Genomic DNA, 15839 nt, shown 5'->3' with positions numbered 1-15839 from the left:
GCGTGAGCACCAGGAACACCGCATCGGAGGCGGACTCGGAAAGACTGGCTGTGACCGGACTGCGAAAACTGATCCGAACCACGGCCTTCAAGCTGATGGCCGCCTATCTCCTGGTGTTCACGCTGTTTGCGGCCTCGCTGCTGGGCTATTTCTTCTGGAATGCGCAGCGCCTGCTCGGCTCGCAGATCAGCAATTCGATCAACAGCGAAATCAACGGTCTCAGCGACGAATATGCCCAGGGCGGCGTGATGCTGCTGGCCTCCACCATCGAGGCCCGCACCCGCAGGCCGGGGTCGCTGCTCTATCTGCTTACCACGCCGCAGGGAGAAGCGCTTGCGGGCAATGTCACCGAACTACCGGACGGCGTGCTCGACAAGCCGGGTCTCAGCAATATTCCCTATCGTCGCGACGATGGCGGCAAGGCCGGGCCCCGCACGGCCTTGGTGCGGGTTTTCGCCCTGCAGGATGGCTACAAGCTGCTGGTCGGCGTCGATCTCGACGAGCAGAGCCGCGTGCGCGCGATCATGTTCAACGCGGCGCTGTGGTCGGTCGGGCTGATCATGCTGCTTGGCGTGGCGGGCGGCTGGTTCGTGGCGCGGCGCGTTCTGCATCGTCTCGACGATATCAATGCCACCAGCCGCTCCATCATCGATGGCGATCTTGCCCGGCGCCTCAAGGTTGCGGGAACGGATGACGAATTCGACAGGCTGGCTTCGACGACCAACGCCATGCTGGACCGCATCCAGGAGTTGATGGCCGGCCTCAAGGAAGTTTCCGACAACATCGCCCATGATCTCAAGACGCCGTTGACGCGTCTGCGCAACCACGCCGAAGAGGCCTTGCGCACGGCCAGGGACGAGGACGCCTACCGTACCGCGCTCGATCGTACCATCGAGGAATCGGACAAGCTGATCGGTACCTTCAACGCGCTCTTGATGATCGCGCGGGCCGAAGGAGGCCGCATCGACGGGGCGCTCAGCGAGTTCGACGTCGCCGAGGCCGTACATGCGGTGGCGGAACTTTATGAACCCGTTGCCGAGGAGAGCGGTGCCAGGATCGTGGTAGCGGCGCAGTCGCCCCTACCGCTGCGCGGCAATCGCGAACTGGTCAGCCAGGCGCTGGCCAATCTCATCGACAACGCCCTCAAATACAGCCCCAAGGAGGAGGGCGGACCAGCCGGTGACGTGACGATTGCGGTCGAGAAGCGGGAGGGCCGCATCATTCTCAGTGTGGCAGATCATGGCGCCGGCATTCCACAGGCCGACCGGCAGAGGGTGCTCGAACGCTTTGTCCGGCTGGAGTCGAGCCGGACGCGTCCCGGTTCCGGCCTTGGCCTGGCGCTCGTCTCCGCCATGGTGAAGCTGCATGGCGGCAGTATCCGGCTGGAGGATAATCAGCCGGGCCTACGCGTGGTGCTGGAATTGCCCGACAAGCCCGCCGAAGAATCGGCCCAGTCCAGGCTAGCCCTGCGCCGCCCCGGCCTGCGCCTGCGGCCCTGACTCATCTGCAAACAGGGTAGGGGCACGCAGCCAGCCCAGGGTGGGCAACGCGTGCTCGACCAGGAAGCCGCCGATGTTCTTGCTGCGCGATAGTACCAGGCGCTGGCGGGCCGGGCTGGCATTCTGCTGCACGATCTCGACGAAATCGTCGCCGGTTGCGGCAACGATGGCGACATGGCCATAGCCGCCGGCGCCGGCAAACACGATTAGATCACCCTTGCGCGGCGGCTCTGTCTCGCCTTGGCGAAACTGCAGCATGCCGCGCCTGAGGTTGAGCGCCCCATGCGGGGTCTCCTCGTCGAAGAAACTGATCGCGTGGCCCATGCCATCGGGCATGACATGGCCGCGAGCCTGATAGAGATAGCGCTTGATGAATTCGACACACTGCCATTTCTGGCCAAAATAGGTGCCGTCGCCGGCATAATGGCGGCCATGGGAGACGGTGAAGATCGGGCCGTTGTCATAGACGGCAACACCGTCCAGGCTCTCGATCGCCGTGCCGTTCGCCCAAGGGCTGCCTTTCCATTCGAAGCCGCGCAGAAAGACATAGGCGCCCGTGCCGCACAGAACCACGACAAGAGCACTCAACATCAGCCATTTGCGCATGCGATTTTTCCGGGTCAATGCTATCGCGAAGGAACAACGAGAAAGACCGAAAGATTGTGGCGAGGCGGCGGCATGATTCCCATTGAAGACAAACTTCGTGTCAAATCCCGTTTCGCCGATCTGGCGGAGGCCCTGGATCCGGTCGGTCAGCCCGCCGTGGCCGCGGCGCTGGAAGGCGGACCGGGCCATGCCGTGCTGGCCGGCCTTGCCACGGCCTCGCCCTTCCTGTGGGGGCTGGCTCTGGCTGATCCGGTGCGGCTGGAGCGTATCCTGGCCGGAGCACCCGAGACCGTGCTCGAAGAGGCGATTGCGCGGGCCAGGGCCCAATGCAGCGCCGCGGCCGATATCGCCGAAGCCATGCGGGCGTTGCGCCTGCTCAAGCAGGAGGCTGCCCTGTTGATCGGCATCGCCGATCTCGGTTGCGCCTGGTGTCTCGCCGAGGTCACGACGGCCTTGACCCGTGTTGCCGACGAAAGCGCGACGCTGGCCTTGCGTTTCCTGCTGCGCGAGGCGGCTGCCGCAGGCCGCTTCCTGCCCGTCGACCCTGAAAATCCGGACAGGGATTGCGGTCTGGTGGCATTGGCTATGGGCAAGCAGGGGGCGTTCGAACTCAATTATTCATCCGATGTCGACCTGATCGTCCTCTACGATCCCGAAACGGCGCCCCTGCGCGAAGGGCTGGAGCCGGCGCCCTTCTTCGTGCGTCTGACCCAGGGGCTGGTCAAGCTGTTGTCCGAACGCACGGCGGACGGCTATGTCTTCCGGGTGGACTTGCGCCTGCGCCCCGATCCGGGTGCCACCGCGATCGCCATCTCGCTTCCCGCTGCCTATGGCTATTATGAAAGCGTCGGGCAGAACTGGGAACGGGCGGCCATGATCAAGGCGCGCCCCTGCGCCGGTGACATCGCGCTGGGTGAGCGCTTCCTCGCCGGGCTGGTGCCCTTCATCTGGCGGCGTCATCTCGACTATGCCGCCATTGCCGACGTCCATGCCATGAAACGGCAGATCCATGCCCATAAGGGTCATGAGGCGATCGCCGTGGCCGGGCATAATCTCAAGCTCGGTCGCGGTGGCATCCGCGAGATCGAGTTCTTCGTGCAGACCCAGCAGTTGATCGCCGGTGGCCGCAATCCCGATCTACGGGGACGCGGCACCATTGCCATGCTTGCGGCCTTGCAGGAGGCCAGCTGGATCACGCCGCAGGCGCGCGACCAGTTGACCGAAGCCTATGATTTTCTGCGCGGGCTCGAACATCGCCTTCAGATGATGGCGGACGAGCAGACCCACAGCCTGCCCACGGAGAAGACGGCTCTGCTGGAGTTTGCCCGCTTTGCCGGCTATGCAGATGTGGGCGCCTTTTCCAAGGCGCTGGTTGCCCGCCTGGAAACCGTGCAGCAGCATTATGCCCGCTTGTTCGAGGCATCGGCGCCGCTCGCCAGCGACGTCGGCAGCCTGGTTTTCACCGGCAAGGAGAACGACCCGGAGACCCTGAAGACATTGGAGCGCCTGGGCTATGCCTCGCCCTCGCAGGTGGCGGAGATGATCCGCGGCTGGCATCACGGGCGCTACCCTGCCATGCGCTCGGCCAAGGCCCGCGAGGATCTTACCGAGCTCACGCCCGCCTTGCTGCAGGCACTGGCCAAGGAGGGCAGGCCCGACAAGGCCCTGTTCGTGTTCGACGGGCTGCTCGCCCGCATGCCCTCCGGCTACCAGCTCTTCTCGATCCTGCGCAACAACGCCAAGCTGTTCTCCGTGCTCGCCCGCATCGTTGGCGTAGCGCCGCGCCTGGCCGAGGTGCTGGTGCGGCGCCCTCATGCGCTCGACGGCCTGCTCGATCATGGCACGGAGGGAAGCGATGCTCAGGGGTTCAACGCACAGGCCTGGATCGACGGTCGCCTCGCCGGCGCGCTCGCGACGGGCGAGAGCTACGAGGACAAGCTCGACCTCGTGCGCATTTTCGTGCGCGAACGCATTTTCGTGCTTGGCGCCCGCCTGCTTTCCGGGGAACTCGATCCCCTGCTGGTCGGCGAGCAGATCACCGTTTTGGCACAGGCCGTGGTCAGGGCCTTGCTCGATCTCGTCATCACCGAGTTGAAGCAGGCCCATGGCAGCCCCCCCGGCGCCCGTGTCGGCATCATCGCCATGGGCAAGTTCGGCGGGTGGGAACTGACCTCCTCCTCCGACCTCGACCTGATCGTGCTCTATGACCATGATCCCGATGCCGTCGAAACCGACGGGCCACGTTCGATCGCGCCTTCGGTCTGGTTCGCCCGGCTGACGCAGCGGCTGATCGCCGCCCTCTCGGCTCCGACGGGGGAGGGGACGGCCTTCTCCGTCGACATGCGGCTGCGCCCTTCCGGTCAGAAGGGGCCGGTCGCCATCCATATCGATGGGTTCAGGGACTATCAGCTCAAGGAAGCCTGGACCTGGGAGCATATGGCGATGACGCGCGCGCGCGTCGTCGCCGGAGATGCCGAGTTCGGGCGGCTGGTCGCGGAAACGATCGCAGGGATCCTCACCGTGAAGCGCGAGCCCCGCAGGATCCTCAAGGATGTCGCGGAAATGCGGGCCCTGCTCGAAAGCGAGAAGGGTGGGCGTGGGTCCTGGGACCTCAAGAATGCCCGGGGCGGCCTGGTCGACATCGAATTCATCGCCCAGACGCTTCAGCTCCTGCATGCGGCCGAGCATCCGGCGATACTCGACGTCAATACCGGCCGGGCTCTCGACAAGGCAATGGAGGCCGGCGTGCTGGCCAAGACGGCGCATCGGCGCCTCACCGAGTCCTGGCGGCTCTACACCGCTCTTTCCCAGGTGATCCGCTTTTGCGTCGGCGGCAATCTCGATCCAGACAAGACCTCTGAGACCGGCAAGATCCTGCTCAGCCATGTGGCCGAATGCAGCGATTTCGACGAGCTCAACGCCGTCATCGGGGTGACGCAGACCCAGGTGCGGGATATCTTCAAGCAGATCGTCGGCGGAAAGTAAGGCCTCACGCAGGGACGGGCTCGCTCGTTCGCCGACACCCTTCGAGCGGGCTCGATTTTGCCGTCGGGACGTGGAAGAATGGGATTGATCCTCGCTTCCAGACGGGAGCCTTCATTGGGAGATTTCTGCCAATGAGCGACACTGACTTTCGCCCTCGTACCAAGACCGAACTCAAGACCCAGCGGCCGCGGCTGCACAAGGTCATTCTGGTCAATGACGACTATACGCCCCGGGAATTCGTGGTGATGGTGCTCAAGGCCGAATTCCGTATGAACGAGTCACAGGCCTATCGCGTTATGCTTACCGCCCATCAAAGAGGCGTCTGTGTGGTGGCTGTCTTTGCGCGCGACATCGCCGAGACAAAGGCCACGCGGGCGACGGAGATGGCGCGCAGCCAGGGCTATCCCCTGTTGTTCACCACGGAGCCGGAAGAATGAACACGCCCCGCACGATACAATCCTACGATGCTGAGATCGCGATCATTCGCGAGAACATCCGTCAATTGATGGAGCAGGCGGCGGCATCCTCCGGGGCCGCGAACGAGGACCTCCTGGCCGACCGCATCGCCGCTCAGGAGGCGCGGCTGGCGGCGCTGCAACAGCAGATGGATGGTGCTGAAAACACCGGTAAAGGGGGCACGAGCCGAACCTGACCACGCAAAAGCTGGCCGAGGCGATTGCGCCGGCGTCAGTGCAGCAAGGTTGCCGATGCCGGCCGTCTCGGCACGGGGCGCATCAGGACGGGGATGGCCGGTTCGATCATCGGACGCGTGGCTTCGACCGGCAGCACCACCATGACGACGGTGCCGACGCCCACGGCGGAGCGGATACGGATCGAGCCGCCATGCAATTCCGCCAGGGATTTGGCGATGGAAAGGCCGAGGCCCGACCCTTTATGCGTCTTGGTGAACTGGGTCTGAACCTGCTCGAAGGGGCGGCCGAGCTTGCCGATCGCTTCCGCCGGAATGCCGATGCCGGAATCCTCGACATAGAGGGCAACCCGGTTGCCGTGCTGGCGGATGCGCACGCCGATCCTGCCGCCTTCCGGCGTGAACTTGATGGCATTGGAGAGAAGATTGTTCATGATGAGGCGCAGGGCTCGGCGATCGGCCTGAACGTTCACGCCATTGCTCCAGGAGGGGTGGAGGCTGAGCTTCTTTGCTTCCGTCTCGGGCCGGATCGACCGCAGGAGGTCGCCGAGCAGCCTGTCGACCGCCACGAGTTCGCGTTGCAGCGTGACTTCGCCAGCTTCGATCTTCGACATTTCGAGAATGTCGTCGACGAAATTCAGGAGATAGCGCCCGCTGTCGTTGATGTCCTTGCAATAGCCGACATAGCGCGGCTGGCCGAGCGAGCCGAAGGTGCCGTTCTCCATCAATTCGGAAAAGCCGATGATGGCGTTGAGCGGCGTGCGTAGCTCATGGCTCATATTGGCGAGGAATTCCGACTTGGCCCGGTTGGCGGACTCGGCCTTGATCGTCTCCTCGGCATATTTTTCAGCCAATTCGGCCAATTCCTGGGTCTGGCGTTCGAGCACCTGCCGGGAACGCTTGAGGTCGGCGATCATGCCGATCAGGCTGCGCTCGCTGTCCATCAGCCGGGTCTGCTGCTCCTTCAGCGAGGTGATGTCGGTGCCGACGGAGACATAGCCGCCATCCTTGGTGCGCCGCTCGTTGATGGTGAGCCAGCGGCCGTCCTGGAGCTGCGCCTCGAAGGTGCGGGCGCCACGCTCGATCGGTGCGTTGGCGGACATGTTGGTGCGCACCACCGGCTGGGAGCCGGCCTCGACGATGGCACTGTAATGGGTGCCGGGGCGGACGAGACCATCCGGCAGATTGTGTAAGGCCTGGAACTTGGAATTGCAGATCACCAGGCGGTTGCCGGCGTCCCACAATACGAAGGCCTCCGAGATGGTCTCGATGGCGTCGCGCAGGCGCAAATCGGCCCGCTTGGTGTGCTCGGCGAAGCGCCGCTCCTCGGTTTCGTCGACGACGATGCCGATCAGCCGCTTGTTGCCTTGCGGGCCATAGACCAGTTCGCCGCGCACGCGCACGAAGATCCATTCGCCATTGGCGCAACGCATGCGGAAACGCCGGTCGATTGCGAGTGGCGGATCCTTGGCCAGCAGTTCGGCGGAAAGGGTGCGCAAGCCACCGTCGTCGATATGGATCAGCCGATCGATGTCGCTATGGACCAGAAGATCATCCTGCGGCTCGTAGCCGAGCAGATGGAACATCGAATCCGACCAGAACACCCGTCCGGCCTCGAGATCCCAGTCCCACAGGCCGGAGCGCCCACGGCTGAGCGCGGTTTCCAGCCGGTTGCGCACATTGTTGTAGATATCGTCGGCCCGGCGCGCCCGCGAAGCTTGCCAGTAATAGGCAAAGCCCAGGATCAGCAGCACGCCGCCGGTGGTGGTGGTGAAGACGAGCAGACGGCCGCTGAGGGCATACCAGCCCTCCAGGATATCGTCGACGGGCTTGGCGGCGACGATGCGCAGGCTCTCACTGGTGCCGATCGAGGCGAGCATGGCGGTGCCACCGACCGTGACGGTCAACTGGCCGCTGACGCGGTCGCCGATCGCGCCGATCAGGCCGGCGACGTCGCCGTTGTCGTTGAGCAGGCGGCCATGCGGCGTGATCACGGCAAGCAGGACGTGGTCGGGAGCCGTGATCGCGGCACGGGTCGGCACGCGGCCGCTCTGGGCGACGATCGCGCTCAGTTGCGCGGCGGCGGCCGAGACGATCAGATCGAGGTTGCGGCCGGCATCCTGCATGGCTTGCTGGCGGCTGTCGCGGGCCTGGATGAAGGCAGCGAGTGCAATGACGGCAAGGAAGGCGATGATCAGCAAGGGCACGGCCTTGCGCAGGATCGGCTCAAGCCCGATCAGTCGCCTATAGGTTGGGCAGACCAGTGTCTTGGCAAGGCCCCGGATGCCCGGCGCGCGCAAAGACGCATGTGTCGCGTTTGCACGCGCCATTGCTAAGCCCTTCCAGCCTTATCTGAGAATTTGCGATAGAGCAGGTGTTCATCACCGCCCCCGAATCGATAAGGCTATAAGAATCAACCTTCACGTGATTTGTCTAGAGTCGGCGTGAACACTTTTTTAATTATTTGTGTCCATTTGCGGCTGAAAAGCGAAGAATTCGCGCCCGATTCAAGACGAAATCTTGATGCTTTGGCTACATGTATGGGGCTGAAAACTCTATACCACAAGATGTGGTGGGGCGGGGCTGCTTTCCATCGGGTGCAGCCTATGAATGCTTCCCTAGAGGCACCAGTACTCTCGATTGCAATGGCCAGCCTCGCCAGAAATGACCGCATAGTTGCAACAACCGGTTCATGCAAGCGATCTTTGCGCGATGTCAGCAACGTCGCGGGATAACCCCGGCCGCCTTGCGATATCGCGCAACGTCGCCGCCGCCAAGGTGCGCCTGCCTGGCTCGAGCGAGCGCCAGGTCTTGAACGCAACCAGGAGCCGGGCCGCCAATTGCGGATTCTTCGGGTCGATCGCCAGGATGATGTCGGCGACGAAGCGGTAGCCTTCGCCATCGGGGCGATTGAACTGGGTCTGGTTGGCGGAACAGAAGGTGCCGATCAAGGCCCTGACGCGGTTGGGATTATGCAGGGAGAAAGCGGGATCGCGCATGAGTTCCTTGACGCGGTCCAGCGTGGCCTCAAGCGGCAGCATCGCCTGCACGCCCATCCATTTGTCGATGACCAGTGGATCGCTGTCGTAGCGTTCCCGGAAGCTGCGCAAGGCTCGTTCGCCGGCCGGCGTGCCCGACAGGGCTAGCGTGGCGAGCGCCGCCATCTCGTCGGTCATGTTGTCGGCCTTGTCGAACTGCGTCGCGGCGACATCGAGTGCTCGTGCGGTTCCTCCGGCACAGGCCAGATCGAGTGCGCCGTTGCGCAGGGAACGCCGTCCGGCATCGGCGGCCTGGGGCGAATAGGGGCCCGCCACCGTCATGGTCTCGATCGTGCGCAGCAGGTCGACCTGCAACTCCCGAGCCAAGGTCTGCCGCAGAATCGAGCGGGCCTGATAAATCGCCTGCGGATCGACGTCATTGCCGATTTCACGGGCGATATCCGTTTCGCTGGGCAAGGCCAGGGAGAGCGCGGTGAAGGCCGGATCGGCGGCCCCCTCGACAAGGAGGCCACGGACAGCCGCGACGAAGCGCGGATCGACCGGGGTCGCCGGATCCTTGACCAGCCGCAACAGCAGCTTGAGGGCGTAGCTCTGGGACGCCTGCCAGCGGTTGAAGGGGTCGCTGTCAGCCTTGAGCAGGGTCAGCAGAGCTTCCTCGTCGAGCGCGACCGTGAGCTTGACCGGGGCCGAGAAGCCGCGCAGCAGCGAGGGGACGGGCGCTTGGCGCACATTGCCAAACACAAAATTGCGCTCGGATTCGGCCAGGGCCACCAGGCCATCGAAAGGCTGGCCGTCGAGCGTGACGGCAAGATCGCCCTCCTCGCCGACCAGACCGAGGCGGATCGGGAACAGCATCGGCTGCTTGTTGGGCTGACCCGGCGTCGCCGGCAGGATCTGCTTCAGGTTGAGGTGATAGGTGCCGGCCTGCTCGTCCCAGCGTCCTTCGGCGCGGATCTCCGGTGTACCCGATTGCCTGTACCAGAGCATGAACTGGCCGAGATCGCGCCGACTTGCCTCGGCGAAACAGGTCAGGAAATCCTCGATGGTGACAGCCTCTCCGTCATGGCGCTGGAAATAGAGATCCATGCCGGCGGCGAAGGCCTCCCCGCCGATCAGGGTCTTGAGCATGCGCACAACCTCGGCACCCTTCTCATAGACCGTGGCCGTGTAGAAATTATTGATCTCGTTATAGATTTCAGGCCGGACAGGATGGGCGAGCGGCCCGCCGTCCTCGGAGAATTGTTGGCTGCGAAGGAGCTTGACGTCATTGATGCGCTTGACGGGCCGCGAGCGTTGGTCGGAGGAGAATTCCTGGTCGCGGAAGACCGTCAAGCCTTCCTTCAGGCAGAGCTGGAACCAGTCGCGGCAGGTGATGCGATTGCCCGTCCAATTGTGGAAATATTCATGCGCGATGATGGCCTCGACAGCCGCGAAGTCGCCGTCCGTGGCCGTCTGGGGCAGGGCTAGCACATATTTGTCGTTGAAGATATTGAGGCCCTTGTTCTCCATGGCGCCCATGTTGAAGTCGGACACGGCGACGACCATGAAGATGTCGAGGTCGTATTCACGGCCAAAGGCCTCTTCGTCCCAGCGCATCGAGCGCTTGAGGGCATCCATGGCATAGGCGCAACGATCCTCCTTGCCATGCTCGACATAGATCTCCAGCCTGACCTGCCGTCCGGAACGGGTGGTGAAGCTGTCGGCCACCATGGCAAGGTCGCCCGCCACCATGGCGAAGAGATAGGAGGGCTTGGGGAAGGGGTCGTGCCAGACGGCAAAGTGACGGCCGTCGGCCAAGGAGCCTTGCTCGGTCCGATTGCCGTTGGCGAGCAGTACCGGCGCTTCCTGGAACGAGGCCTCGATCCTTGTGGTGTAGACCGACAACACGTCCGGCCTGTCGAGGAAATAGGTGATGCGCCGGAAGCCCTCGGCCTCGCATTGGGTGCAATAGGCCGAATTGGATCGGTAGAGCCCCATCAATTGGGTATTGGCGGACGGATCCAGGCGCGTCTCGATGGCCAGCGTGAAGGGTTCGGCGGGCGGATGGTGGAGGCTGAAGCCATTGGGCGAAACCGAATAGGCTTCCGATGGCAGCGACACGCCGTCGAGCCAGGCCTCCACGAAGACGAGGCTGTCGCCGTCGAGCTTCAAGGCATCCTGCCCCGAGCTGCGCGCATTGCACTGCAGAGTGAGGGTGGAAACGATACGAGTCTGCGTCCGCTCGAGCCGGATATCGAGATGCACCGTATCGATCAGGAAGGCGGGGACCCGATAGTCGGCGAGGCGAACGGGTTCCAGGGCAGCTTCGGTCATAGGGGCTTCATTCCGGCAGGGACAATCTGAATCGTCGGGCTATCCCTCATCATGACGGATGAGGGGCGTGCACCGCAACCCGGACACGCCGGTTCGAGAGGATGGTATCGATCGTCTTCGCCAGAGTGCCGTAATGTTGGTGCTGTTCGTGACGCGTGCTTTCCACGCCAACACGAAGGTTTCGATGCTCAATTCCGATAGATCGCGGTTCTTCCGCGCCTGGCTGAGGCGGCCCTTGCGTATTGCGTCGGTGACGCCCTCCAGTGCCGTTCTGGCGGCGCTGATCACCCGGGAAATCACCGCCGTGTCGGCACCGGTGCTCGAACTTGGCCCCGGTACCGGCATCTTCACCCAGGCGCTCATGGCGCGGGGCATCGCAGAGGACGACATCACCCTGATCGAGCGCGAAGAATCCTTCGTCACCGGCCTACAAGACCGCTTCCCGCATGCGCGATTGCTCCCGATCGATGTCAGGGAGATCGCACGCGAGGAGGCTTTGCGAAATCGCAGCTTCGGCGCCATCGTCAGCGGGTTGCCTTTGCCGAATCTCAGCCGCAACGATCTCTATGCCTTGATTGGGGACTGTTTCGAACGCCTGATCCAGGGGGGCGCTTTCTATCAGTTCACCTATGGACTGAAATGCCCCATCCCTGCGAGGATCTTGCGAGCCCTGGGGCTGCGCTCCGACAGGATCGGCTGGACATTGCGCAATTTTCCTCCGGCCGCCGTCTATCGTATCAGCCGCCGATGACGCCGCGATTCCATGACGATAGGGCTGATCATGAAGGCTGAGGGGCGATATGCGTGTCTTGCTCGTCGAGGATGAACCACGCATGGCGGCGGCGTTACGCTCAGCGCTCACCGTCAAGCACGACATGGTCATGGATCATGTCGCCACGCTGGCCGATGCCGAACTTGTCGCGGGGGATATCGATTATGACGCCATCCTGCTCGATCGTCAGCTTCCGGATGGGGATGGCCTCGATCTGGTGGCGAGGCTGCGAAGCCGGGGCGTCATGCTTCCCATCATCGTGATCACCGCCAAGGGGGCGGTGCCGGAGAGGGTGACCGGCCTCGAACTGGGGGCGGACGATTATCTGGCCAAACCCTTTGCCTTGGACGAGTTGTTGGCACGCCTGCGCGCGGTTATGCGCCGGCCCAGCGATTTGCGCCCGAGTCGGATCAGCATCGGCAGGCTGTCTTTCGACATGACGTTTCAGGAGATATCGGTCGATGGCAGGCCCTTCGACCTGCCAAGGCGCGAGATTCTCGTGCTGGAATGCCTGATGCGGAGGGTCGGGCGCATGGTGCCGCGCTCGGTTCTCATGGAAGCGGTGTTCAGCCTGGACGATGAAATTCAGTCCAACGCCCTGGATTCCCATATCTCGCGGCTCAGGCGCAAACTGGCTGGGGCCCAGGCCGGCGTCGTCGTCAATGTGGTGCGCGGGCTCGGCTACATGTTGCGCGAGGAAACGTGAGCTCCGGTAGGCCATACTCTCTGCGCCAGCGCCTGTTCTGGCGGCTGCTGGGGGTGCAATCGGTGGTTCTGCTGATGGTGGTGGCGGTGCTTTTCGGCTCCGGGCAGCTTGCCAGCCTGCGATCGACCGATGCGACCATCGAAATGCTGCGTGATGCCGTCATCCGGCAACCGTCCGGTGCACTGGCCCTCGAGGGGACCCCTGCGCTGGAAGCCTTGCGCAAGCAGGAGCCGGATCTGTGGTTCCTCATTCGCGACACCAGAGGACAAAGGCTCAGCGAAGGACGCATCCCCGAGGAATACGCCCGTATCGGCACGGCGCTCGATCAGATCGGGCAGGCGCGGCTTGGTTGGAACATCGGCGATCCCGACCGGCCGACCGCGCGCATGCGCTGGGCCGAGACATCTGCAGGCCGGTTGCAATTCATCACCGGCACCGAAGCCTTCGCCTCGCCATTGCTGGTGATGATGGGGGCATCGCTCGTCCTGGCCAAGTTGGTCGCGCCCATCGTTCTGGTCATGGCCGTCGGCGCCCTGATCGCGACGCCGCTCGTGGTGCGAAAGTCCCTGGCAGGTGTCGATCGGGCAGCGAAACAGGCCGATGCCATCGACGCCATCGAAAGGGGCGGCCGGCTTTCGACGGACGATATTCCCGGTGAGGTCACCCCGCTGGTGAAGGCCGTGAACCGGGCACTCGATCGCCTGGACGAAGGCTTCGAACGCCAGGAGCGCTTCCTGGCCGATGCCGCCCATGAACTGCGCACGCCGATCGCCATCCTGAGCACGAGGATCGGCGCGCTGCCGGACGGAGCCGAACGCTCGCAATTGCTGGAGGATTCCGAACGGCTGACCATCCTGACAGAGCAGATGCTGGACCTCCAGCGTCTCAGGCAGGGCAAGGCGGAGTTCGAGACGATCAATATAGAAGGTCTCGTCAGCGAGGTCGCTCTGGAAATGGCGCCGATCGTTTTTGCCGCTGGATACACCATGCGGTTTGACAGTGCGGGTTCCGGCACCATTCGGGGAGATCGACCCAGCTTGCGCCGGGCCGTGATGAATCTCGTGCAGAACGCTGTCGACCATGGCGGGCGAAGAGGGGAGATCATTTTGCTGTGCAACTGCGGACGCATCGAGGTCTGCGATGAGGGCCCCGGGATTCCGGCTGATCTACGCGAGCGCATCTTCGAGCCTTTCGTCAAGCATCACCAGAACGGCCGGGGCGCCGGCCTTGGTCTTCATCTCGTTCGCGACATCATGCACATGCATGGCGGCAGTATCGGCGTCATCGGCCGCCAGCCCGGCGTGGTCTTCCGGCTGGAGTTCGGCGGCCGCGCTGGAAACGGACGAAAGCCGGTTTATTGATAGGCGGCAGCCTGAAGCTGGAAGAGTTCGGCATAGCGGCCGCCCCTGGCGATCAATGCCGCGTGGCTGCCTTCCTCGATGATCCCGCCTTGTTCGAGTACGAGGATATGATCGGCTATACGCACGGTGGAAAAGCGATGCGAGATCAACAGTGCCGTGCGGCCAGTGCTGAGATTCCGAAAGCGCTCGAACACGTCGGCTTCCGCCCGGGCGTCGAGTGCCGCGGTGGGTTCGTCCAGGATTAGAATTTCGGCGTCGCGAAAATAAGCCCGCGCGATGGCGATGCGTTGCCATTCGCCGCCCGAAAGATCATGGCCACGCATATAGCCATTGCCAAGTCGCTGCTCGTAGCCGGCGGGGAGGGCGGTGATCAATCGGTCGGCCAGGCTTTTCTGCGCGGCCTCCTCGATACGGGCACGCTCGGCCAGCGCCGTGATACGGCCAGCAGCAATGTTGGTGGCCGCTGTGAGATTATAGCGGGCGAAATCCTGGAAAACCGTACCGATACGGTCTCGGTAGGCTGCCAGATCGAATGTACGAATATCGACGCCGTCGAGCAGGATGCGACCCTCATCGGGATCATGCAGACGGGTGAGCAGCTTGACGATCGTCGTCTTGCCGGCGCCATTCTCTCCGACCAGAGCCAGGGTCCGCCCTGCCGTCAGGCGGAAGCTGAGACGGCGGATCGCCCAGGCTTCGCGGCCTGGATAGCGAAAACCCACATTCTCGAACACGATGCCATCGCGCATGGCTGACGGCATGGGATGCGGATTGCTCGCTCGCCTGATCGAGGGTTGCGTATCGAGGAAGGAATAGAAGTCATCAAGGTAATAGCTGCGGTCGGCGAGCTCGACAAAGCCCAGCATGGTTCTTTCGAACAGGCCACTGAGGCGCAGCAACGATCCGGTAAGGAAGACGAGATCGCCGAGGCTGATCTGCCCGATGACGGCCCGCCAAGCCACCAGGGCATAGGCGGCATAATAGGCGATCGACGCCACCCCGCCGAGCAGGCTACTCCAGGTGGTGTGGCGCAGGGCGATGGCCCGGTTGGCGCGATGGATTTCGCCGGCGAGTTCGCCAAAGCGCCGCGCAAAGAAGCCCCCGAGATCGAAAAGCTTGATTTCCTTAGCGATGCGCGGATCGGCCCCGGTGAAGCGCATATATTCGGCTTCGCGCCGCAACGGCGTGAAATCGCGGCTGATGCCATAGCGTTGCGCATTGAAATGGGCCTCGCCGACAAGGGCAGGGATCAGCGCGACCAGCAGCAACACCATCAATCCCGGGATGAAGGCAATCAATCCGGCGGCCAAGGCAATGACGGTGATGATATTCTGGGCCTGGCCCAGCAATTGGGCGAGGAGAGGCGTTCCCATGGCTGTCTGCGCAACCGCTCGCTGCATGCGATTCTGAAAGTCGCTGCTTTCGATCTGAGCAAGATCCATGCTTACGCCATGTTCGATGACAAGCACGGCCATGGCATTACCGTGGCGCTCCCCAAGGAGAGTTTCGGCCAGTGCGGTCGCCCGCATGAGCACCGTGTTTCCCAGAGTGAGCAGGAACTCCAGGCCGATAAAGGCCAGCAGGGGCGTGAGCCGCCCGCTGCTAAGCCATTCGCTCAAGCCGGCGCCGGGAAGAGATAGGCGATTGAGCTCGACGATCTCGTCGACGATGAGCTTGCCGACATAGATCACCAGTGGCGGTTGCAGTGCGCAGAGGAGGCGAACCGCAAGGATGATGCCGCCGAGCGCGGGACTGACCTGCCAGAGCGAGATGAACAGTCTCGGAAGGTGCCGCCAGCGCCGATCGAACAATTTGCCGAACATGACGCCTCCTTTGGACCAGGGCGCATGCCTATGGCCGAAGGTGCAGCGGAGGTCAACCTCCGCAAGACTACTGGCGGATATAAAAAATCAAGCTAGATCAATTACAAAATGGGTATTGCTGCCGGA

At 63.2% G+C, this 15839-nt stretch carries 11 protein-coding genes; 7 read left to right on the top strand and 4 right to left on the bottom strand.

What is annotated here, in order from left to right:
* Nucleotides 1–50 precede the first annotated feature (50 nt).
* Nucleotides 51–1499, top strand: a complete 1449-nt coding sequence (locus tag ACR9ZN_RS15620) for a sensor histidine kinase (protein WP_454814891.1) — start codon at nucleotides 51–53, stop codon at nucleotides 1497–1499.
* On the opposite strand, the gene ACR9ZN_RS15615 is transcribed toward ACR9ZN_RS15620, so the two are convergent.
* Nucleotides 1461–2105 (bottom strand): CHAP domain-containing protein, encoded by a 645-nt coding sequence (locus ACR9ZN_RS15615; protein WP_481272623.1) that lies wholly within the window; start codon nucleotides 2103–2105, stop codon nucleotides 1461–1463. The genes ACR9ZN_RS15620 and ACR9ZN_RS15615 overlap by 39 nt on opposite strands.
* A 72-nt stretch (nucleotides 2106–2177) precedes the next feature.
* On the opposite strand from ACR9ZN_RS15615, the gene ACR9ZN_RS15610 reads away from it, so the two are divergent.
* From ACR9ZN_RS15610 to ACR9ZN_RS15600, 3 genes are all read left to right on the top strand, one after another.
* The gene (locus ACR9ZN_RS15610) at nucleotides 2178–5090 is read left to right on the top strand and encodes a bifunctional [glutamine synthetase] adenylyltransferase/[glutamine synthetase]-adenylyl-L-tyrosine phosphorylase (RefSeq protein ID WP_481272622.1); all 2913 of its coding nucleotides are present in this window, start codon (nucleotides 2178–2180) and stop codon (nucleotides 5088–5090) included.
* A gap of 131 nt (nucleotides 5091–5221) precedes the next feature.
* Entirely contained in the window at nucleotides 5222–5527 is a 306-nt protein-coding gene (gene clpS / locus ACR9ZN_RS15605; RefSeq protein WP_481272621.1) for an ATP-dependent Clp protease adapter ClpS, read from the top strand.
* Nucleotides 5524–5742 (top strand): DUF3450 domain-containing protein, encoded by a 219-nt coding sequence (locus ACR9ZN_RS15600; protein WP_434957304.1) that lies wholly within the window; start codon nucleotides 5524–5526, stop codon nucleotides 5740–5742. Before clpS ends, ACR9ZN_RS15600 begins: the two co-directional genes overlap by 4 nt.
* A 35-nt stretch (nucleotides 5743–5777) precedes the next feature.
* On the opposite strand, the gene ACR9ZN_RS15595 is transcribed toward ACR9ZN_RS15600, so the two are convergent.
* Nucleotides 5778–8069 carry a sensor histidine kinase gene (locus ACR9ZN_RS15595; RefSeq protein ID WP_481272620.1) on the bottom strand — a complete coding sequence of 764 codons (2292 nt, stop codon included), beginning with the start codon at nucleotides 8067–8069 and terminating at the stop codon, nucleotides 5778–5780.
* Between the two features lie 360 nt (nucleotides 8070–8429).
* Entirely contained in the window at nucleotides 8430–11051 is a 2622-nt protein-coding gene (gene pepN / locus ACR9ZN_RS15590) for an aminopeptidase N (protein ID WP_481272619.1), read from the bottom strand.
* 133 nt (nucleotides 11052–11184) lie between these two features.
* On the opposite strand from pepN, the gene ACR9ZN_RS15585 reads away from it, so the two are divergent.
* The 3 genes from ACR9ZN_RS15585 to ACR9ZN_RS15575 are packed head-to-tail and all read left to right on the top strand — an operon-like array spanning nucleotide 11185 to nucleotide 13890.
* On the top strand, nucleotides 11185–11802 hold the full coding sequence (locus ACR9ZN_RS15585) for a class I SAM-dependent methyltransferase (RefSeq protein WP_481272618.1): 618 nt from the start codon (nucleotides 11185–11187) through the stop codon (nucleotides 11800–11802).
* 49 nt (nucleotides 11803–11851) lie between these two features.
* Nucleotides 11852–12529: a response regulator transcription factor gene (locus ACR9ZN_RS15580; RefSeq protein ID WP_434957300.1), complete on the top strand. Its 678-nt coding sequence runs from the start codon at nucleotides 11852–11854 to the stop codon at nucleotides 12527–12529.
* Nucleotides 12526–13890, top strand: a complete 1365-nt coding sequence (locus ACR9ZN_RS15575; protein WP_481272617.1) for a sensor histidine kinase — start codon at nucleotides 12526–12528, stop codon at nucleotides 13888–13890. Before ACR9ZN_RS15580 ends, ACR9ZN_RS15575 begins: the two co-directional genes overlap by 4 nt.
* Here ACR9ZN_RS15575 and ACR9ZN_RS15570 read toward each other — a convergent pair.
* On the bottom strand, nucleotides 13884–15713 hold the full coding sequence (locus tag ACR9ZN_RS15570) for an ABC transporter ATP-binding protein (protein WP_454814875.1): 1830 nt from the start codon (nucleotides 15711–15713) through the stop codon (nucleotides 13884–13886). The two genes, ACR9ZN_RS15575 and ACR9ZN_RS15570, sit on opposite strands and share 7 nt — an antisense overlap.
* Between the last annotated feature and the right edge of the window lie 126 nt (nucleotides 15714–15839).

Source organism: Labrys sp. HAY1-8F, from assembly GCF_056754975.1.
This window is presented reverse-complemented; position numbering and strand designations above follow the sequence as displayed.